Origin of the sequence: Nocardia africana NBRC 100379 (assembly GCF_001612635.1) — a bacterium.
In the GTDB taxonomy this organism is placed as follows: Bacteria; Actinomycetota; Actinomycetes; order Mycobacteriales; family Mycobacteriaceae; genus Nocardia; species Nocardia africana.
This window is the reverse complement of sequence record NZ_BDAV01000006.1, coordinates 569,791-589,150: the sequence shown is the minus strand read 5'-3', so window position 1 is coordinate 589,150 and position 19,360 is coordinate 569,791. Positions and strand designations below refer to the sequence as shown.

The following is a 19,360-nucleotide window of genomic DNA, read 5'->3' as shown; positions in this document are numbered from 1 at the left end:
TCCACCTCCCGCTGCGCCGTCGGCGCCCGCACCTCCCGCTGCCCCGCCCGCCGCGCCGCCGGCGTCGTCCGGATCGATCCCCTCGGGTGTAGGGGCCTCGACCGTGGGTACCGGTGGCCCGGTACAAGCGGCCACGCCCGGTACCGGTGCTGGTGCCGTTCAGCCGCAGCGCGGGGCCGGGCGAGGCGAGGACGGGCACGACGGCGGTGGCGGACCGCTGGATCCGGACACGATGATGTCGATCCTGCCGGCCGCGATGATGGGCATGAGCATGCTGCCCATGCTCGCTTCGGCGCTGTCCGGGCTCGGTAAGGGCGGCGGCGGAAATGGTTCGGGCGCACAGCAATCCGGCTCGAACGGCACGCTCACACCCGAGGCCCAGCAGGCGCTCGACGCGCTGCACAAACTCAAGAAGACCTACGGCGACGAGGGCAAGGACCCCACCACTCCCGACAGCGGCGGCGGTGGAAGACAACTCGACACCGGTACCGGGTCCGGCAGCAGCGCCGGCAGCGGGAAGACCGCCGCGCAGATCAAGGCACATCAGCTGTTCCAGCGCAATGCGGCCACGGCGTTCAACACGCTCGACAACGACCTGGTCAACTACATGCGCCGCCTCGCCGGCAAGCACAAACTCGACAAGAACGCCGTCACACAGCTGCTGCGTGACGTCGACACCGAGTTGGCCGAACTGGGCTCGGCGGCCTACACCAAGGCCGGGCAGATGAAGGTGCACGACATCCTCACCAAGGCCCTCGAGAAGGCCACCCGCATCGTCAGCGGCGGCAGCGCGAACTCCAAGGAGGCCGCAGCCGAAATCAACCGCCTCACCACGCAATACATGTACAACCTGGCCGGCCGCCAATACACCCAGCCGGCCGGGACAACCGCATCGTCGGCGGCGCAGAGGGCCGTCCAGGTGGCTCTGCAGCAGCAGGGCGATCCCTACGTCTGGGGCGCGGAAGGGCCCAATTCGTTCGACTGCTCCGGCTTGACGCAGTACGCGGCCCGGGCCGCGGGTGTGCAGATTCCGCGGGTCGCCTCGGCGCAGTACCGCGAGCTGCCGAAGGTTGCCCCGAACGCCATCCAGCCCGGTGATCTGATCTTCCCGGATTCGGAGTTCAACAACGGCAATCCCGGTCACGTCATGATGTACATCGGCAACGGCCAGTGCATCGAGGCGCCGCATACCGGAGCCGTGGTGCGAGTGGTCAATCTGCCCAGGAGTTATCACGCGAGTCGCTGGGCGAGCTGAGGGGCGCGGTACTCAGTACCCGACGTAGCCGGTCCCTCGATGCATGCCGACGATGCCCGGTACCCGATCCACCGATCCGTAGCGATGGATCGCGTACCGCACACCGGCGATGATATTGTCGACCGGATTCCAGATATCCCGGTGTCCCGGAAGGGCATACGCGTCGAAGGTCGGGTCGATGGTCTGCATCAGACCCTTGGACGGCGTTCCGGCTGCCGCATTGCTGTCCCAATTGTTGATCGCGTGCGGATTCCCGGCGGATTCGTGCGCAATGATGGTGGCGATATCGGCCGGATCGATCCGGCTGGTGTCGTATCCGTTCTGACGCAGAATCTGCATCGCCTGATCGATCCATTGGCCGACCGCCCCCGCCGGCCGCGTGCCCGGGGGCCCGCCGCTCGCTCCGGCCGCTCGATACATCGAGGTCGGACGGCCGCCACCGGAATCCCGGATATAGCGTGCGGCCAGTGCGTTGATCTGGTCCGCGCTGACGGCCGACTGCGCCTGCCCGCCGCGCAGGACCGAACCGGCGCGCTGCAGGGCGGCATCCAGGGCAGCGACCACTTGGCGCTGCGCGGTGGCACCGGTGCCGACCTTGCCGAGCGCGGTCAGCGCGGCGTCGGTCTCGGCGATGATCGCGGCCATCGCCGCCCGACCCGCGAGGGTGTCCTCGACCGTGCCTCCGAGAATGCGGCGCAGCTCGGTATTCACCTCGCCCATCGCGCCCGACTCCGCTGAATGTGCCTGCCGCACAGTCGAATACTGTGCACCAGCACCGCTGTCCCAGGCGATGGGACCGGTCGGAGCGCCCGTATCGGTGAGGGTCGGTGGTGCCGGTGACCCGCCGGTCTCCGCGGTCGGGACGCCCTCGCCGAAGTGGCCGGCTATCGAGTTCAAGGTGCTCATCGCGGCCATCGCCAGTGGGGCGGCAGCCCCGGCCAGCATCGCGATATCCGAACCGCCGGCGAGGGACGCGGCCGGCGCGATGCTCGCGGACGGAGCGGCCGCGGAGAGCGCCGGTGAGCTCGGCGCGGTCGCGGTGGCCGCCCCGGTGCCCGGCAGCGCCGAGGGCAGACCGCCTCGGGGTCTCGCGGGTGCCGGTGCCGGAGATCGGCTCGGGCGCGACCGGGGTTCGGACGTGGCGATTCCGGTCTGGGGTCCGGCGCCCTCCGGTGGTTCGGCCGAATCTCGCGTCCCGGCCATCAGTAGCCCCGATAGGGCTGCCCGTTACGGACGGCGACCACACCCGGCACGTTGCTGACCGAGCCGTACCGAGAGATCGCGTACCGGACTCCCGCGACGATATTGTCGACCGGGTCGTAGATGTTGCGGTGGCCGGGCAACGCGTAGGAATTGAAGGTCGGGCCGATGGTCTGCATCAGGCCGATCGACGGAGTTCCGTTCGCGGCGTTGCTGTCCCAATTGTTGGTGGCAGACGGATTACCACCCGATTCGTGCTGGATGATGATCGCGATCGCCTCCGAATCTATTCGGCTCGTATCGATTCCGGCGGCGGACAGAACTCCCAGCGCCTGCTGGATCCACTGCCCCACGGTGCCGCCGACCGTCGTGCCCGATCCGCCCGACGGCGAAAGCTGCTGTCCGGCGAGGTTGTACATGTATTGCTTGGTGAGGCGGTTGATTTCGGCCGCTGCGTCCTTCGAATTCGCACTGCCACCGCCGACGATGCGAGTGGCCTGTTCGAGGGCCTTGGTGAGAATCCGGTGGACCTGCAGCTGTCCGGTCCTGGTGTAGGCCGCCGATCCGAGCTGGGCCAGCGCGGTATCGACATCGCGCAGGAGCTGGGTGACGGCCTTCTTGTCGAGGATGTGCTTTCCCGCATGGCGGCGCATGTAGTCGACGAGGTCGTTGTCGAGGGTATTGAACGCCGTCGCGGCGGTGCGCTGGAACATCTGGTGTGCGCGGATCTGCGCCGCCGTCTTCCCCGTGCCGGCGTACTTCGTGGCCGTAGCGGTGTCGAGGCGTCCGGTCCCGGAGCCGCTGTCGGGAGTGGTCGGTGTCTTGCTTTCGTCGCCGTAGGTCTCCTTGAGTTTCCGCAGCGCGTCGAGGGCCTGCTGGGCCTCCGGGGTCAGCGCGCCGGTGGTGGCGCCGGCCCCGTTGCCGGAACCGGATTGCTGTGCCCCCGAGCCCTTTCCCTTACCGAGGCCGGCGAGGGCGGAGGCGAGCACGGGCAACATGCTCATGGCGGGCATCATCGCCGCGGTGAGGGCGCTGGGATCGGACATCGGGCCGTCGTCGGCGCCGGTGTCGGCTGTCGCCGTTGTAGGCCGGTGTGTCACGAGGCCCGAGCCGGCCGCGGGCGCCGCCGGCCCGGCGGAGTTGGTCACCGCCGGCGCCGCGGCGGAATTCGCGGTCGGCGCAGCGGAATTCGCCGCCGATGCGGGAGTAATGGTCGCCGGACGGTCGGGTGTCGGCCGGGTGGCCGCCCACGGTGAGTTCGATGCCGCGGAGGCCGAGACCGGCGCCGCGGTATCGGACGTCGCCGTGGTGTGCGACGGTGCCGGGCTACCGGGAATCGGCGCGCCGGAAACCCCGCGGCCCCGCCTGGCGGGCTTGCTCCAGGGCGTCGTCCTACCGGTATCCGCTGCCTCGGCCCCGATGTCGGATGCGGGCGCTTCCTGCGTATCGGCCGGTTCGGTGGCCTGCCAGACTTCGGCGCTCGTCATCGCGGCTCACTTCGTGGCATGCGACGCCGGAAACCATTGCGGTACATCTCGATCGGCGGCGTTCCGCTGCGGAGATTCGACATTGTGCACACTCCTCCGACCCGCCCGGATCCTCCTGAATCATCCTGACTGGTGCGGTGATGAACAGGAATTCCCACTGCTGGGAATCGCTAACAATGAGTAGGTCGAGTATCGCTCCGTGCCGGAGCGTTTCGATGCTGTGTATCGATGTCGGCCCTGAGCCCGGAACTCGCGATCGGAGGTTGTCCGACAGTGAACACAGGGGACATGCCGGGGTCCGGGGGCGGACGCTTCGCCGGGGCACCGGAAATATTGTTCGTGCTGCGCATGTGTGGCGGCCCCGGATCGAATAGGTAGACACATGGGCTTTCTGGGGATGGACTGGGGCGACGTCGCGGTCGGTGCGGTGTCCATGATTCCGGGGTGGGGCCCGGTTGCCGGCGGTCTTCTGGGGGCCGGTCTGGCCCTGGCCGACGGGAAGAGCATGAAAGAGGCGCTGCAGGAAGGCTTGATCGACGGCGTGACGGCGGCGATCCCAGGCGGGAAGTTCCTCGGAAAAGGACTCGCGAAGGTGGGCGGACTGGTCGGCGACAAACTCGCCGGCAAGGCCGCCGGCAAACTCATGCTCACGGTGGCCGGAAAGATCCCTGGCAAGGCGGCCACCGCAGCTGTCGGCAGAGGTACCAAGGGCGTGGGCAGATCCTTCGGCCGGGCCGCCGGGCGTGGAATCGGCGGATTCGGGGCGAGCTGGGCTCAGGGTGCCGATTGGTCCGGTGGCAGTGACAAGCAAGCGATACCGAAAGTTCTTCCCACTCGCCCGGCCGGTAAGGAGAACCGGTACGCGGGAGCCGGGACCGGCGGTAGCGACGCGGTGATCGGTGCATGAGCAAGGAGATGCCGAACCTTCTGGTGCCCGATCAGTATCGCGAGGGCGTGTGGCCGAAGAGTCTCTCGATTTCGCCGGTGATCGAGGACTGGCTGGACGGGGACTACAAGGACACCTTCGAAAAGCATTGGAAGGCTTTCGGTTCCCGCGACACCATCGCGCCGCCGGACAAGCCGCCCATCCCGCAGGTCACGCAATCGGTGTTGGCGACTTCGGACTTGTTCGCCTCCTACGGTGAGGTCGCCATCAAACTGCGGAACGCCTACGACGGTCTGGAAACGGCCGATGAGAACGTCGCGAAGTTCGTCAAAGAGGCCGGCAAACATGGCGATGAATTCCAGGACAAACTCAAGGATCTCATCGACACCCTCGGCATTGCTGCGGCTCAGCCTCCCCAGGGCAATATGACGGAGGACGAGCACATCATGACCTACGTTACCGAGGGGCTCAACGCGGGCACGGACACGATGACCAAGGCTCACAACCAGCTGGACAAGGACGGGAGCGACGTCAACGGGCAAACCGACGAAGTCAAGAAGCTCACCGCGGAGGTCGAAGCGTTGAAGAATCAGAACAAGTCGCTCCAGCAGCAGCTTGCCAGTGGCGGCGGCGGTGGCGGTGGTGGGACCACGTACGACCCCAACCTGCTCGGCCAGCAGGGCAGCAACGGCGGCGACGGCTCCTACACCCCGCTCAATTTCGGCCTCGACGGCGCCGGAGCCGGCCAGACAGGTACCGGCGGTTCGCTCACCGACGGTTTGTCCAACGGCTCGAATTCCGCGTCGGATCCCAGCGGACTCGGCACCGGCTCGACCGGGAGCGCGAGTCCGATCTCGGCGACGCCCGCCGGTATGACCTCGCCGGATGCCGGAATGAGCCCTCTCGGTTCGGGAATGGGTTCGGGCATGGGCGGCATGGGAGGTATGGGCGACATGATGAGTCAGATGCTGCCGATGCTCGCGCAGATGCAGATGATGCGCCAGATGCAGGACCAGGGCCTCAACGGTCGCAACGGCGGCTTGCAGCCTGCGTATCCGCAACAGCCCGTGGTCTCGGCGCAACCGGCATCCACGACTCCGCAGCAGACCCAACCGGCGGCGTCGCCCGCCTCCGCGACCGCGCAGTCCGATGCGGCGCCGAAGGGAGCGTCTTCCTCGCAGACCCAGCAGGCCGGCGCGGTACCGCCGGGACGGACCCCCGGTGCCGACGGCACGGTCGAATATCCGTTCCCCGACGGGCGCACACAGAAGGTTTCGGTCATCGTGGCCCAGGCGCTGGACGCGGCGTTCGGCAATCACGGCGGTACCGACGCGCAGAAGGCCTACGAGAAGACGACCGCGAAGTGGACCGACAACAAGCAGATCGGCGATCACGTCGATCCGAGCCAGCTGATGACCGGCGACGTCGTCGTCTGGGAGAAGGCCACCGCGATACTCGTGGTGTTCGGTTCCGGCACCGACGGAAGTATCGAAGCGATCATCGACGGCAATCTGCAGAAGCTGGACTCCGACAAGATGGACACGATGTCCGGAAAGGCCGGTGAATTCGGCACATTCACCGAATTCCAGCATCCGCGCGGTATCGAGGCCACCGCCCCCGACCACCAGGCGGATTCGGCGCCCGGGATGCCGATGCCCGGAGACCACCAGGGCGGGGTGTTGTCGGCTGCGGTCGGTACGCCGACCTGAGGTCGTGGTGAGAGGAGGCAGGTGTGGCGTTACAGGTCGATCCGACCGAGCTCGCCGCGGCCGCGGCGGCACTGGCCGAGCTGGCGCGAGGCACGGGCGCGTCGATGCCTACGGGCTGGGTGCTCCCCGCGGGGACCGATCCCATTTCCGCACAGGCGGTTCCGCAACTCAATACTCATGCCGCCAACATCATGAACGGAATGGCCGGCATCCTGGACCAGGTGCATCGGACGGCACACAAGATCGGCGCGGCCGCGCAGCGCTACACCGATGCCGACGACGAGGGTGCCCGCGCCATCGGCGGGACGGGTGGGGAGGTGCTGCCCAACCCGGTCTCCGACGTCGACCCGCCGACGCCGCGGCGTCCGCCCGGTTTCGCGCTTCCGGCGTCTGGTGGTGCGGTGGACCCGCTGACATTCGCCCAGCAGCTTCGGGCGGGGCCCGGCACCGGACCGGCCTCCCGGTTCGTCTCCGACATCCGGAACTATCTGGGGACGACACATGCTGCCGCGCTCGCCGGCGTCGACACGGCCGCCATGGCCATGCAGCACTGGACGCCGGTCGGCAGCGACGCCGCGGCGAAGTTGAACGGGCACCGCAATTGGCTCGATACGCTCGGCTCCACCCTCGGCACACTCGCCGACGGAATCGACACCTACACAAAGGCTTTCGATACCGCGAAAGCCAAACATCCGACGCCGGAGGAGATCATCGCCGCGCGTAAGGAACTGGTGCGGTCGATGCGGTCGAAGAACGAGCTCGGAATTCAAGCCGCGCTGGCGAAATTCCAGGAGCAGAACGCACGGTCGGCGGAAACCATCGGCAACTACTCCTCGACCGTCGGTGTCTCGCAGGCCGCGAATGCCGGTGATTCCGAAACCGGCACGGCTGCATCGACCTCCGGGCAATCGAACGGCTCCGGTGACAGCAGCCAGATGATGAGCACCCTCGCCTCGATGTTGCCGACCGTGATGAGCGGCCTGATGGCCGCAGGCATGCCCATGATGGGGATGAACGGAAACAACGAGACCGGCGTCGGATCACTCGACGACTACGGCTACGGCGACTACGGATACGGCACCGGCGGAGGCGATTACGGGTATTCCGCCGGGGGCGGCGCGGGTGGGGATGTGACCCCGATCGGCGATCTGACCAGCGCCATCGGTTCGGCGACGTCCACACCCGTCGCGGTCGGGCCGATGCCGACGGTGGCCTCGTCCACGGGGGCGGTGAGCAGTGTGTCGTCGAATCTGCCGCGCACGCCGGTCATCGAATCGCTGCAGAATTCGGCCGGTACCGCGGCGCGTGCGGCCGGCGCCGGTTCGCCGATGATGCCGTATATGCCGATGTCGCCCGGAATGGGCGGTGGCGGTGCGAACAACGAACGCAATCGGGTGGTGGCCTGGCATCCCGATCGGCTGATGTACGTCGACGACACGCCGCATACCGACGCGGTGATCGGGGAGAAGCCCACCATCGCGCCGACCGTCACACCGGCGACACCAGGCCCGGCCAACCAGGCTCCGACGCAAACCGGAGGTTCCGCATGAGTGATATCCATCCCGAGGTGCAGGCGGCCCTGGACGCCGCGCGTGACCTCCGGCACAAGATCGCCGACCTGCGCGAGAAGATCGATGCCATCCGCGCCCGCCGGCCCTCGCCGAGCGGCGCGGTCATCCCCGAGGTCGACGCGATGGGCCGGCTCACCGATCTGTACCTGGCGCCGGGCACCGTGGACCGGTTCGAGTCGCACGAGCTGGTCGCGGAGATCATCGCCGCCATCCGGGAGAGCAGCACCGACGCAGGTCGCCAGTACGAGCTGCTGATGGCACAGGATCCCTGGGGAGACACGTCGGATTCGACCGAACCCGCTGTGCCGGAGCAGGTTTCGTGACCGATCCGGGAGGTGTGACGGTCGCCGACACCGTGCGCTGGCTGCACGGTGAGGGGCTGGTTCGCTTGGCCGGACTGGCCGAGCGCACACCCGATCTGCTGGCCGCCTACACGATCGACGTGGCGACAGGCACCGTCAACGCCTATCCGGTCACCGGGGCCGGCGCCGGATCTGCCGCGTTGACCTTCGCCGCCGACGATCTGCCCGATCCGGTGGGCACCGCCCGCCGGCTGGTCGTCGTCGGCGTCACCAGTTCGAATGCCGTGCTGGTAGTGGATCTCGCTGCGTCGCTGGCGATTTCGATCACCGCCGAACGCGCCGAGCCGGCCGCGCGCTCCTGGGTCCTGCAGTTGTTGCTGAATCCCGAGGTGACGATCACCACCAACAGCGCCGAGCTGACACCGGCCTCGGATCCACGCTGCCGCACCAGTTTCATTCCGGGTAGCAGCGCCACGATCGTCAACGTCGACGATATGCAGCCGCCGCTGACGACGATCACGCTCAACCCCGCCACCGATGGCCCGGACCACCTGGATGTCGGACCGGACGGCACCGGGGAGATGTATCTGGGTACCAGATTCTGGCAGCTGCACCAGGTCATGACCGTCGGCGACGACGCGTGGTCGGCCATTTCCGCACAGCTGGCGGGCACGGCCGACGAAGCGGTCGCCTCCGGGCAACCGCCCGGCCCCGCCGTCTCGGCGCCGCCCGGGCGAGTGTCCGCCCCGGGCGTCGTCACAGGTCCCTAGCTTCGCACCAACGACAGGAGTCCGACCATGTCCGACTACGACGACTACGACGAGGACGAACTCGCCCCGCCCGCACCGGATTGGCAGAACCGCGTCTACGAGGTGTTCAACCCCGATCACACCGTCGGGGTCGCCTGCGATCGTGACGGCGAGGTCGTCGGATTGCATCTCACCGACGACGCGCGCGAGAACGGTGATACCTGGCTGGCCGCCGAGATCCTGCGACTGGCCAGGCTCGCACATACGAAGTCGCGGGTCGGGTTGCGGTCGGAGATGGAGTACAACGGCACCCGGCCGTACACGATCGACTCCTTCGACCTGCCCACCGAATCCTCCTACCGTGCCATGGAGATCGCCGAGTTCGGCACCAATTCCTGAGTCGCGCAGTCACTTTCGAGAAAGGTGCCCGCCATGTTGGATATCGACGATCCCGACGACGTCATCGCCGCCTCGGGGCAGGTCGCGGCGGTCAAGGTTTCGTTCGCCGATCAGGTCGGCGCCACGACCGGCGGCTGGACCGTGGACGAACGCCCGGCGGCACCGCTCGACTATCGCTTGAAGGCGGTCTTCGACCAGGTCACCGGCTGGTTCGACACCGCCGCCGCGGACTTCCGCGGACGGATCGACGCCACCCACACGCGCACCCACGGCACCGTGACGGGCCTGAGGAACGCCGATATCGACGGCGGCGGATACGTACAGTCCGAATCGGTCTGATCCGGATGAACCCGGAGCGCGAAAGCCCGTACTGGACGACCATCGTCGGGGAGAACTGGCCGCAGATCTCACCGCGCGCCTGGGGTCGTCTGGAGGCGCTGGCGCGCGACGGAGCCGAGGCGCTGGATCCGGGTGAGGCCGACCGCATGCGGCGCGCCTTCGACGATCGGGTCCGTTCCAGCGCGAGCCTGGAGCCGATCAAGCGGGAGTTGCTGGCACAACAGGGCACACTGCGCGGATTCGTCGACGCGCTGGTCGCGGCGGCCGACACCTTCGGGCAGATGTCGAGTCTGGTGGATCGCACCCGCGACCGGATCCTCAATGCCGTCGACGATGCGTTGCGCCGGATTCGCGCGGCGAAAGCGGCCGCGGCGGCCGCGCGGGAGAAGGAAGAGGAAGCCGGCGGGGACGGCAGCGAGGCGGAGGCACGCCAAGAACGCGACATCCGGAGGATTCTCGCCGAGGCCCGCGCCGAGGTGGACGATATCGCGGCGGCGGCATTGCGCGAGGTCGGTCCGCAGGGCTTACCGGAATTGGCGGCGATCGCGGCAGCGCTGGGACAGCCGGGGCCGTGGCGCAGTGGGCCGGACGGTTCCGACGGCCCGGGTGGCGGGCCGCGATACCGGTCGCCGCGAGCGGGAAGCGACGGTCCGGGCGGGCCCGGGACGCACGGGGTTCGGTCTCTGCCCCGGGGATTGCCGCCGGCGGGCGGACCGTTCGTCCCGCATCTGCCGAGCTTGCAGGACCTGCGAGATCTTCTGCGGCCCAACGGGTTACCACTGCCGATGTCACGGCTGCCGGGCTGGGACGTCGTCGCGCCGGATCATGCGGAACCGAACGCCGGTCACGCGCCCGCACCGGAGGACGGGACGTCCGCCGGGCCGGCCGTACAGGTGCAGCCGGGCACCGGACCGGCGCCGCAGGCCGCGCCGGTGGGCGGCGGGCGTGCGCTCGGGCCGATGTCCGCGCCGCAGGCCGACAGCGGGCCCCAGGCGGCCGAGGTGGTGGCGCCGGAGCATCCGGCGACGGACGCACCATCGCGGCATTCGGATACGGCTGCGGCACACTCTGTTTCGCATCGCGACACCGACGGCGGCGACAGTCGCGCCGGCACCGGCGATTCTGGTGATGAGCGGCGGACCGGTGAATCGGGCGCGCCGGATGTGGCGATGGGGCCCGACCGGTCCGACCGCCGCACCGATGTCGCGACCGGATCGGACGGGCCGCCGTCGTGGGGCGTAGTGGCGGGCGCGGCGGCGCAGATGTCGATGGTCACGCCACAACAGCCGGCGTTCGCGCCGGACCGTTCACCGGCCGCGAACTCACCCGCCGCGGCGGGGCCGGCGGCGGAGCCGCGGGTGACATCCGCGCCGGACTCGCGGAATTCCGTTGCGGCGCCGCGGGTTACGTCCGCCCCCGGCGGGTCGACCGGGTCGGTTCCCGGTGTGTCCGCGTCCGGCGTCACGGCGCCGCCGGCCACCGGGCCCGCGAAGAGCCAGCCGCCGGGCCGCCATACCGGCGACGACAAGTCACCCGGTGGTGCCGAGCCGGCCTCCGGCACAGACCAGCCGGCCACCGGCAGTGGTGACCTGGTTCGAGATGCGGTGGGCGCCGCGATGGCGGCCGCGGCGGCTCCCACCTTCATGCTCGGTAAACGGGTCGACGGTGATCTGGTCCTCGCGCGCAGCCTGCTCGCGAGTCTGCTCGCCGCCGGCGCCGTGCCCGCCGTCGGTACCGCCTGGGCGGTGTCGATCATGCGCCACGACGGCGGCGTGAGCGCGTTCGTGACGTCCAACGACGGCCGCGGCTGGCTGCCGCCCGGTGTCTTCCTGCCCCGGGAACTGTCGACGCCGTGGGTGTGGTCGGTGGCCGAAGGGCCGGCGTGGGAGGGGCTGGCCGATCCGGCCCGGGTACTCGCCGAATTCGCGCTGAGCTGGGGGCGTCGCACCGGGGCCCGGCTGTCGGCACTGGTGTGCTCGGCGCCCTTCGACGAGTTGCTGGCCCGGCAATTGGGGGAGGTCGCGCTCGAGGGGGCGGTCGACCCCAGCCCGGCCATGGATTTCTCCACTCCCGCACCGGGTTTGGCCGATCGCCTGGAACTGGTGTCCGCGCCGCAGATCCTCGAACGGGTCGCCGCGATTCCGGCGGATCGGATCGGCAGCCGCGGTCTGGACTTCGCCTACGACGCGCATCAGCGGCTCGCGGCGGCGGGGCCCGATCCGTTCGCCTCCCTGGGCGCCGCCGAACTCCGGCACCGCATCATGCAGACGATCCTGCAGGGCGGGCAGGTGCAGTCGCAGTGGTGGGAGCAACTGTTCGACGCCGATCAACTGCTGGCGGCCTCGATGCTGCCACTGCAGGCGGACGTGTCCCGGGTTCCGCTGGGAGAGTTACGATCCGAGCACTCCGCGGGCCGATCCGCCACCGATTCGGCCACCCTGCGGCTGCTGGTCGCGCAACGCCGCTGCAACGAACTGGTCCTGCTGATGGCGGGGGAACCGTCCCGGCAGCGGTTGCGCGACATGGTCTACGCGCACGGGCAGGTGGCGGAATATCTGGCGTCCTTCCCGGTCGGCACCGTCACGCCCGAACCGGCGCGGCGCCCCACGATCACCGCGCCGCCCCCTCGGTAACCCCTTCCCGCGAGTGGGAAGGCTCGACAATGAGGACGTCACCGGTGGGAAGGATCTGATTCGGCATGTCGGGCAGCATGGAAGTCGACCCTGCGGTCTTACTCGATTTGGCCCTTCAGCACGATCGGGTCGCCGACGACACCCTGGAATGGGCGAAACCTCCCACCGACTGGCTGCGAGAATTCCCCAACACCTACGGCCATATCGCGGACCCGGTGCTCGGTGCCCTGCAGGACTACTATCAGGCCCGGCAGAACGCGGGTATCGCATTGGCGAGGGAACACCGGGACACCGCAGCGAAATTGCGCGCGGCCGCCGCGGCCTTCGAACGCAGCGACGAGGACGGCGCCGCGAACATCCGCCGGTACGACGACACGAACGGCTCCGGCCCCGCGCCGTACCAGCATTCGCCCACGTTGCCCGGCCCGGGTACACAGGCCCCCACCGGGCCACAGGTCGGCGCGCCGGGCTCCGGACCCGGCGATGCCGGCGCCCGCACACCTGGTGACGCCGGCGCGGACACCCCGGTGGGCGTCGCGCCGGCCGGAGCGACCCCCGGAACATCCTCGGCCACACCGGATTCGACCGGTGCCACACCGGCGACCGCTCCGGCGGGTGCGGGTACGGGACCGTCCGCCGCCGGTGGTCCGGGCGGAGCGGGTGGCGGTCCCGCGGGCCCGCCGTCCGGCCCGCTGGGCACGACGCCTCCGTCCGGTGTGGTGCCTCCGGGCGGTCCCGCCGGTCCGCCGTCCGGTTTCGGCCCCGACGAGCGCGGGCAGGGACCGAACGGCACCACCGCCGCCGGAGATCTGCCGCCGGTTCCGGTGCCGACCCCGTTCGCAGCCGCCGTCGCCAAGGCCAAGGACGCCGAGGCCGAACCGGCGTATGTCGTCGGCGACGCCGTGGACAACGACCTGCTGATCGCCCGCACCCTGCTGGGTGCCGTGCTGGCGGCGGTGGACTCCTCGGTGCTGGGCCTGCACTGGGCCGTGGCGGTACTGCGCGGCCCCGCAGGCGCCGGCGTGTTCATCACCTCCAACGAAGGCCGCGGCTGGTTCCCGGCCGGGTTGTATCTCCCGCGCGAGGTGTCCTCGCCGTGGATCTGGGACGATGTGCTCGCCGACGGTTCCGGCGATCCCGCGTCCCCGTGGGAAGGGGTTTCGGATCCGGCGCGGGTGCTGGCGGAATTCGGCCTGGCCTGGGGCCGGAAGGCGGGTGCGGAGTTGACCGCGCTGGTCTCGTCCGGCTCGATCGACAACGGGCTGCGGCAGCGGTTCCCGAGTGTGGCCATGCAGGATCTGGTCGGTCCCTCCTACGACGTCGACCTGCGCGTGTTCACTCCCGACACCGCCGACCGGCTGGCTCTGGCCGGATCCGCCGAGGCACTGGAACATGTTGCGGCCGTGCCGGATACGCAGATTCGCGCGCGTTGTGAGGAGTTGGCGAACGAGGCCCATCGGTTGGTCGCCGGGGGCGCTGCCGCCGGGCCCGACGCGGCGCAGTCGCGCGGCATCCGGGACCGGATCCTGTCCGCGCTCGGATCCGGCCGCCCGATCCCTGCCTCGTGGTGGGAAGAACTGCGCGATGCCGACGATCTGCTCACCGCGGCCATGCTGCCGCACCGCGTCGACGTCGGCCGGGTCGACGTCGGCGAATTGCGGGTCGACGACGAGGCCGCGGCGCTGCGCGCCCTCGTATTCGAACGTCGCTGCAACGAGCTGGTTCTGCTGCTGGCCGGTGAGGCCTCGCGGCAGCAATTGCGGGACGCGGTCTACGCGCACGAGCAGATCGTGAAGCATCCGCGCTTCGTCGCCGCTCCGGCCGCGGTGTCCGCCGGTGTGGACGAACGGGTTTCGCGCCCGGCGGGCGCGCCCAGCCAGGTCGCCGCGCCGCAGAACGACGGTGCCGCGCCGGCCGGCCGGGATGCCGCCCCGGTCGCACAGGTCGTGCCTCCGACGGTGTCGGCACCGCCCACGGCCGGCGGACCGCCGCACGGCGCGGTCTCGGCTCCGGACACCTCCGTGCCCGATGTGACCGGACGTTCCTGAACGAAGCGGTGCCGGTGGGCGATTCGCTCGCTCACCGGCACCGCTCGAGTAGTGCGACCGCCTATTGTGCGGTTTGGCTCGCGTTCTCCGGCTCCTGTGGCGCGGCATTCGGATCGGCCGCAGAGGTCGGTGGTTTCGTCCGATCCTTGGCCGACGCGCCGGTCGCCGGGGCCGTGACCGGCGGCGGGGTGCCGGGAGCCTGGCCGGTGGTGCCGGCCAGCTGGGTGGGCGCGGCAGCGCCAGGAGCGGCCGCACCCGGTGCGAGGGCGGTCGGAGCACCGTTGGGTGCCGCGGCAGCGGGGGCGGCGGCAGCGGGGGCAACGGCCGGTGCGGCGCCGTTCGGAACCGCCGCGTTCGGGTCCGTGGCCGGCGCGGCGCCGGTGCCGGGGGTGGCCTCGCCGTTCGAATGAAGTTCGGCCTCTTTGTCTTTCTGGTTCTTCTGCATTGCCTGGGTGACCAGCGGCGCCGCGACCATCGCTCCCATCGGGAGGATCATCGCGGCCATCGGCAGCAGTTGTCCGAGGATGTCACCGAGCCCGCCGCCGCCGCCCGACGCCGCGGTCCCGCCCGGGGCGGAACCACCGCCGGAGGAGCTTCCGCTGGAGCCGGGACCACCCGACCCCGAGCCGCTGCCGCTGCTGGTGCCCGCCCGGGTCTGGTTGTCGGCGTAGACCGCGTCGACGAGGCGGTAGACCTGTGCCACCGCCGCGCTGATCTGTTGCATGAGGGCGGCTTCCTGGGCGGTGGTCGCTTTCGGAGGCACCGCCTTCACCACGGTCTGCAGTTCGGCGACGATGTTCTTGATACTGGCGAGCGTCTCGTCCTTGCTGGCGGCAACCTGTATCGAGGTGCGCGCGATCTGCTGGTCGTACTCGAGCAGTGAGGTCTGCCGCGCGTTCACCGCGGCGATGGTGCGCCGGTAGCCGACGGTGGTTTCGCTCTTGCCCAGATTGGTGAACACCACCGGTTTCAGCAGACTGGCCACCTCCGGCGGAGGCACCGGCATACCGCGCCCCAGCAGGTCGACCGCGGTCTGGATCGCGGTACGAGCCAGTGCGACAATCGCTTTCACGGCCGGTTTGGCACCCGGCGGCGGGTCGAGTTCGACGGTCCAGTAGTGCGCCTCGGCATCAGCGGGCGGGGGAGTGGGGGGCGCCGGTTTGGCCGGGTCCGGTTTCGTGGGGTCCGGTTTGGTCGGATCGGGCTTGGTGGGATCGGGCTTGGTGGGGCCGGGCTTGGTGGGATCGGGCTTCGTGGGGCCGGGCTTGGTCGGTCCCGGTTTGGTGGGACCCGGGCCGCCCGGCTCGTGGGGACCACCCGGCGGTGGGCCGGCGGATCCGGGTGCCCCCGGTTGCCCGGCGACCGGAGTCTGCGGGCCGCCGGCCGTATTCTGCGGCCCGGCAACGACATTGGTGGTCAGCGGGCCGGAGCCGGTGACGCCGGCACTACCGGCGACGGGCAGTCCGGTCGCGGGTGTGGCGCCGTCCTGCAACAGCTTCGGCAAGCCGATCGTGTCGGTTCCAGCCGTGTTCTCCGGCATGCCGCTGCACCGCCTCCCTCGAGTTCGTCCTCATTGTCGGCCCTTCCCGCAAATGGGAAGTCATACGGTTTCCGCATCGCGGCGACGGTGTCGCATAGTCGTGGACGACTTCGGGTACGCGAAGTTCCGCGAGTTTCGCTGGTCCTGCGGCAGCCGGGCCGAATCGGGAGGCGTTCGATGCGCAGCGATGGCGAGGCGGTCGAATGTCGCCACAACTGACCGTCGGACTCGACAGCGTCCTGAATTCTCTGCTGAAGCTCTACGGTACCGGCAGTCCGACCGTGCATGCGGCGCCATCGTCGGCGGCATTGTCCAATTCCGCCGTCGATCTGCGCAAGGGAGCGTTGATGGCGGGCTATCACGAGACCGCCGGGATGCACGCCTCGGTGGCCGGGGCGCATGCCGAGCGCGACGCGGTGGTGCAGAAGGCGGTGACGGCCGCCGGCGACGGAACGATCAAGGGCCGCAGTGTGGTCAATGGTCAGATCGCCGATCTGCAGACTCGGCTGCGTGCCATCGCGAGCGTGGGCGATACCCGCTTCAGTGGCCCGGCCCTGCTCGACGCCGCGCACACGGCGGTGACGAATGCGGCCCGTCAGGTCGATACCGATCTCGCCGAGGCGCAGCGGCACGCGGCGCAGATCGTGCCGCCCGCGACGCCGAAAACCGTTCGGGGCCGGATCACCTCGAATCCGGGCCGTCGGCGTCGGCGCCGGGCGCGCCCGCGGACCACCGCGGTGGCGCGAACGTCGCGGGCGTTGCCCGCGATGCACCGGCCGGTCCCCTCGGACGGCACGGCCGGTGGTAAGGCGGTGAGCGCGGCGAGTGCGTACTTGGGTCTGCCCTACGTGTGGGGCGGCGGCGGAGCCGGCGGGCCCAGCGGCGGCGGATTCGACTGCTCCGGACTCACCCAGTACGCGATCGCGGAGGCGACCGACGGCAAGGTCGTATTGCCGCGCACCACGTACGAACAGATTTACAGCGGGGTGCGCATTCCGCCGCAGGATGTGCGGCCGGGGGACCTGGTGTTCCCGGCCGGTTCGTTCAGTGCGCGCGGCCCCGAGCATGTGCAGCTGGCCGCCGGTAACGGCATGGTCATCGAGGCGCCCTATTCGGGCTCGACGGTCAAATGGTCGCGGATGCCGAGTGAGGCCGTCGTGGTCCGGGTGATGTGATGGTGCGGAACGAGTGCCCGGTGGCCGGATCGCGGTGTGCGAGCACTCGTTCCGTGGGGCGGATCGTCAGGATGAGGACTGCCGAACCGCAGCTATAACCATACCGTCAAATAACGGTACATTCAACAGCGGTTCGTCGCGAGTGTCGCTGTCGCGCTTCGTTCGCGCAGGTCGCGCCATGGTGATCCGGGCATCCGGGACGGTGACCCCAGATATTCCCAAGGTTGGGAAATGGCGATCTTCGCCCGGGTGGGGGACTGTCTATGGTTCGGGCAGGCGAGAGCGTCGAAAGGGATGTCCAGGTGTCAGCGGCCGAGGACGCGTTCTATACGGGTGTTCAATCTCTGGGATTGGTCGCCGGGGGCGTGCGCAACGAACAACAAGCGATGGCGGCCTTTCGCGCCGCGACCGATCTGGATCCGGATATGTGCGACGCCTGGATGGGTCGCGCCATGGCCGGCGATATCACCTCCGAGGTGATCTACGGCGCCTACCGATCGGTCCACAACCTCTATCGGGACCAGCAGCGCGCCGGTCTGGTCGACCGGTCGCTGTGGTGTCAGGTCGAGATCGGCATGTACGGCCTGCGGGTGGCGATGGCCGACCGCGATCAGATCGCCATCGCGCAGGCATGTTCCTACGCCGACGGCGGCGAATGGCAGGAAGCGGCCGCCATTCTCGATCAGGTACCCAGCGACGATGTCGCCGACTTCGTCCGGATGTCGCTGTTCTTCCGGACCAAGCGCTGGTCGGACGTGCTCGATGCCCGCACCGCCAAACCGGTCATCGAAGACGGCCTGCTCGACATCGCCGCCGAGTTGATGGCCGCGCAGGCGCTGGCGCATCTGGGCCGCCTGGGTGAGGCGATGCCGCGCGCCCAGCGCATCGTGGAGGACAGCTCCTCGGGCAACCTCTCCTACATCTGGGCCGACGCCCACTTCCTGCTGGGAATGCTGTACCGGCACAACGGCGATCACGAGAACGCCGATCGAATCCTGAAGGGGCTGCAGGGATCCGGGCTGTGGTCCGAACGCGAGGAATGGCAGCGCGCGGTCCGGGACAAGACCTACCGGCTCGAGGTGACCACTCCGGATCTGCTCGCCTCGCGCACCAACCTGTGGGATCCCACCACCGGCGACGACCCCGCCGAAGCGGCGGCGGCGTCGGCGAAACAGGAACGCGAGGCATTGCTTTCGGAGGCCTCGGAACTCTTGCAGGCCCAGATCGGGATGGATTCGGTCAAGGAACAGGTCGACCGGCTCAAGTCCGGCGTGCTGATGGATCAGGTCCGGGCCAAGCGCGGCCTGGCGGTGGAATCCAAATCGCAGCACCTGATCTTCTCCGGGCCGCCCGGTACCGGCAAGACGACGATCGCCCGCGTCATCGCGAAGATCTTCGCGGGTCTGGGCGTAGTCGAGAATCCGGAGGTGATCGAGGTGTCGCGCAACGACATGGTCGGTACGCACCTCGGCCATACCGCGCCCAAGACCAACGCCCTGATCGATTCCGCGCTCGGCGGCGTGCTGTTCATCGACGAGGCCTACACGCTGATTCAGGAGGGGCTGTCCGGCGGCGACGCTTTCGGTAAGGAGGCCGTCGACACCCTGCTGGCGCGGATGGAGAACGATCGCGACAAGCTGGTGGTGGTGATCGCCGGGTACGAGGATCAGATCGACCGGTTCCTGGCCTCCAACGACGGTCTGGCCTCGCGCTTCACCAAACGCATCCGGTTCTCCAGCTACGGTGGCGACGAGTTGGTCCAGATCGCCGATCATATTGCGCGCAAGAAGGATTCGCTGCTGTCCGAGCAGGCGCGCGAGGTGCTGCGGGAACGCTGCGATCAGCTCGCGTCGCAAACGAAGAACGGTCGCCGGCTGATCGACCTGGCCGGTAACGGCCGGTTCATCCGCAACGTGGTCGAGGCCGCCGAGGCCGAACGCGACTACCGCTTCACCCGCGAGAACGTCGACATCGCCGCACTCACCAACGAGGAATTGATGACGATCGACGCCTTCGACATCGCCGCCGCGCTGTCGGGTTTGGCGCCGGCCGCGACCAGCTGACGCC

At 69.3% G+C, this 19,360-nt stretch carries 15 protein-coding genes; 12 read left to right on the top strand and 3 right to left on the bottom strand.

Going from position 1 to position 19,360, the window contains the following annotated elements; genetic code table 11:
- Window positions 1-103: 103 nt before the first annotated feature.
- A complete protein-coding gene (locus tag NA3_RS10915; protein ID WP_062963397.1) occupies window positions 104-1,255 on the top strand; it encodes a C40 family peptidase in 1,152 nt (383 codons plus the stop codon).
- 12 nt (window positions 1,256-1,267) lie between these two features.
- On the opposite strand, the gene NA3_RS10910 is transcribed toward NA3_RS10915, so the two are convergent.
- A complete protein-coding gene (locus NA3_RS10910) occupies window positions 1,268-2,458 on the bottom strand; it encodes a transglycosylase SLT domain-containing protein (protein ID WP_227995348.1) in 1,191 nt (396 codons plus the stop codon).
- On the bottom strand, window positions 2,458-3,942 hold the full coding sequence (locus tag NA3_RS10905) for a DUF4226 domain-containing protein (RefSeq protein ID WP_128145118.1): 1,485 nt from the start codon (window positions 3,940-3,942) through the stop codon (window positions 2,458-2,460). The genes NA3_RS10910 and NA3_RS10905 overlap by 1 nt, the downstream gene beginning before the upstream one ends.
- A gap of 382 nt (window positions 3,943-4,324) precedes the next feature.
- On the opposite strand from NA3_RS10905, the gene NA3_RS10895 reads away from it, so the two are divergent.
- The 9 genes from NA3_RS10895 (at window position 4,325) to NA3_RS10855 (ending at window position 14,578) form a co-directional block, all read left to right on the top strand.
- Window positions 4,325-4,849, top strand: a complete 525-nt coding sequence (locus NA3_RS10895; RefSeq protein ID WP_128145119.1) for a hypothetical protein — start codon at window positions 4,325-4,327, stop codon at window positions 4,847-4,849.
- Window positions 4,846-6,537 carry a hypothetical protein gene (locus NA3_RS10890; protein WP_062963393.1) on the top strand — a complete coding sequence of 564 codons (1,692 nt, stop codon included), beginning with the start codon at window positions 4,846-4,848 and terminating at the stop codon, window positions 6,535-6,537. Before NA3_RS10895 ends, NA3_RS10890 begins: the two co-directional genes overlap by 4 nt.
- Window positions 6,538-6,560: 23 nt before the next feature.
- Window positions 6,561-8,087: a PE domain-containing protein gene (locus NA3_RS10885; RefSeq protein WP_062963392.1), complete on the top strand. Its 1,527-nt coding sequence runs from the start codon at window positions 6,561-6,563 to the stop codon at window positions 8,085-8,087.
- Complete coding sequence (locus NA3_RS10880) at window positions 8,084-8,431, top strand: YbaB/EbfC family nucleoid-associated protein (RefSeq protein WP_062963391.1); 348 nt, start codon at window positions 8,084-8,086, stop codon at window positions 8,429-8,431. Before NA3_RS10885 ends, NA3_RS10880 begins: the two co-directional genes overlap by 4 nt.
- Window positions 8,428-9,180 carry a hypothetical protein gene (locus tag NA3_RS10875; protein WP_063917410.1) on the top strand — a complete coding sequence of 251 codons (753 nt, stop codon included), beginning with the start codon at window positions 8,428-8,430 and terminating at the stop codon, window positions 9,178-9,180. The genes NA3_RS10880 and NA3_RS10875 overlap by 4 nt, the downstream gene beginning before the upstream one ends.
- Before the next feature lie 27 nt (window positions 9,181-9,207).
- Window positions 9,208-9,558 carry a hypothetical protein gene (locus tag NA3_RS10870; protein ID WP_036509607.1) on the top strand — a complete coding sequence of 117 codons (351 nt, stop codon included), beginning with the start codon at window positions 9,208-9,210 and terminating at the stop codon, window positions 9,556-9,558.
- Between the two features lie 33 nt (window positions 9,559-9,591).
- Entirely contained in the window at window positions 9,592-9,897 is a 306-nt protein-coding gene (locus tag NA3_RS10865; RefSeq protein WP_062963390.1) for a hypothetical protein, read from the top strand.
- Between the two features lie 5 nt (window positions 9,898-9,902).
- Window positions 9,903-12,530, top strand: coding sequence for a hypothetical protein (locus NA3_RS10860; protein ID WP_062963389.1), 2,628 nt, complete (start codon window positions 9,903-9,905; stop codon window positions 12,528-12,530).
- 65 nt (window positions 12,531-12,595) lie between these two features.
- Window positions 12,596-14,578, top strand: coding sequence for a type VII secretion target (locus tag NA3_RS10855; protein ID WP_062963388.1), 1,983 nt, complete (start codon window positions 12,596-12,598; stop codon window positions 14,576-14,578).
- Window positions 14,579-14,639: 61 nt separating this feature from the next.
- Here NA3_RS10855 and NA3_RS10850 read toward each other — a convergent pair whose 3' ends face one another.
- Entirely contained in the window at window positions 14,640-16,118 is a 1,479-nt protein-coding gene (locus NA3_RS10850; protein ID WP_062963387.1) for a hypothetical protein, read from the bottom strand.
- A gap of 203 nt (window positions 16,119-16,321) precedes the next feature.
- Between NA3_RS10850 and NA3_RS10845 the strand changes: the two genes are divergently transcribed.
- Complete coding sequence (locus NA3_RS10845; protein ID WP_062963386.1) at window positions 16,322-17,293, top strand: C40 family peptidase; 972 nt, start codon at window positions 16,322-16,324, stop codon at window positions 17,291-17,293.
- A 302-nt stretch (window positions 17,294-17,595) separates the two neighbouring features.
- Entirely contained in the window at window positions 17,596-19,356 is a 1,761-nt protein-coding gene (eccA, locus tag NA3_RS10840) for a type VII secretion AAA-ATPase EccA (RefSeq protein WP_062963385.1), read from the top strand.
- Window positions 19,357-19,360: the final 4 nt, after the last annotated feature.

Excerpts from the sequence above, each read along its gene's own strand:
- NA3_RS10910 (WP_227995348.1), bottom strand. The coding sequence starts at position 2,458 with ATGGCCGGGACGCGAGATTCGGCCGAACCACCGGAGGGCGCCGGACCC.
- NA3_RS10905 (WP_128145118.1), bottom strand. The coding sequence starts at position 3,942 with ATGACGAGCGCCGAAGTCTGGCAGGCCACCGAACCGGCCGATACGCAG.
- NA3_RS10895 (WP_128145119.1), top strand. The coding sequence starts at position 4,325 with ATGGGCTTTCTGGGGATGGACTGGGGCGACGTCGCGGTCGGTGCGGTG.
- NA3_RS10890 (WP_062963393.1), top strand. The coding sequence starts at position 4,846 with ATGAGCAAGGAGATGCCGAACCTTCTGGTGCCCGATCAGTATCGCGAG.
- NA3_RS10880 (WP_062963391.1), top strand. The coding sequence starts at position 8,084 with ATGAGTGATATCCATCCCGAGGTGCAGGCGGCCCTGGACGCCGCGCGT.
- NA3_RS10870 (WP_036509607.1), top strand. The coding sequence starts at position 9,208 with ATGTCCGACTACGACGACTACGACGAGGACGAACTCGCCCCGCCCGCA.
- NA3_RS10865 (WP_062963390.1), top strand. The coding sequence starts at position 9,592 with ATGTTGGATATCGACGATCCCGACGACGTCATCGCCGCCTCGGGGCAG.
- NA3_RS10860 (WP_062963389.1), top strand. The coding sequence starts at position 9,903 with ATGAACCCGGAGCGCGAAAGCCCGTACTGGACGACCATCGTCGGGGAG.
- NA3_RS10855 (WP_062963388.1), top strand. The coding sequence starts at position 12,596 with ATGTCGGGCAGCATGGAAGTCGACCCTGCGGTCTTACTCGATTTGGCC.
- NA3_RS10850 (WP_062963387.1), bottom strand. The coding sequence starts at position 16,118 with ATGCCGGAGAACACGGCTGGAACCGACACGATCGGCTTGCCGAAGCTG.
- NA3_RS10845 (WP_062963386.1), top strand. The coding sequence starts at position 16,322 with ATGTCGCCACAACTGACCGTCGGACTCGACAGCGTCCTGAATTCTCTG.